This is a genomic window from Arthrobacter sp. JCM 19049 (assembly GCF_001310435.1).
The window spans coordinates 1-654 of the sequence record NZ_BAXF01000863.1; the positions used below are offsets into that span (position 1 = coordinate 1).

Here is a 654-nt window from a genome sequence, read left to right on the forward strand (position 1 = left end):
CACGCTCGGTCACCGAGCCGACCGACAGGCCGGCCTGTTTCAGCTGCGACCTGGCGGCACTGGAGGACTGGCCGACCACGCCGGGCACCTCCACGGTTTCCGGGGCAATGGCGTAGGTGACCCGCACGGTCGAGCCCGCGTTGACGGTGCCCATCGGGGAAATGTCGGTGACGTTGCCGGATCCTCGTCCTGCATGGGCCGAGCCACCGCGTCCACCTTCAGGCCCAGGTCCCGCAGCTGCGCGGTGACCGCGTCAATGTGCTGGCCGAGCAAGGCGTTGCTGACCTGCACGGTCTTCGGCGACTGCGCATCCTCGGAAGGGGAGCTGGCGGCGGTGGTGCTCTGCGTCGGCTCGGTGGTTTCCTCGCTCGGCTCGCTGCTGGTCTCGCTCGCGCTCACCGTGGGGGAGACGCTGGACTCATCATCGTCGCTGGCGCCGGTGAACATCGGCATCAGCCAGGCGCCCAGGGCGATCAGCACCGCCAGGACGATGACCACGATCAGCGGGACCAGCCACGGGGCGCGCTTCCTCTCCTCCTGGTCGTGGGCGTCCTCGTTGTCGGCCAGCCCATCGGAGTCGAAGTCCTGGTAGCTGGAGGAGGCCTGCAGCGACTGGGTGGCCGCCGGGGTGACCGGCAGGGCGCTGGTGGCCGG

Annotated in this window: 1 protein-coding gene; it reads right to left on the reverse strand. The window is 70.0% G+C overall.

The genetic code is table 11. From position 1 onward, the window contains the following. The coding region (locus tag JCM19049_RS23740; protein WP_374700351.1) for a PASTA domain-containing protein at positions 1–154 on the reverse strand (154 nt) is incomplete at its 3' end. Positions 155–654 lie beyond the last annotated feature (500 nt).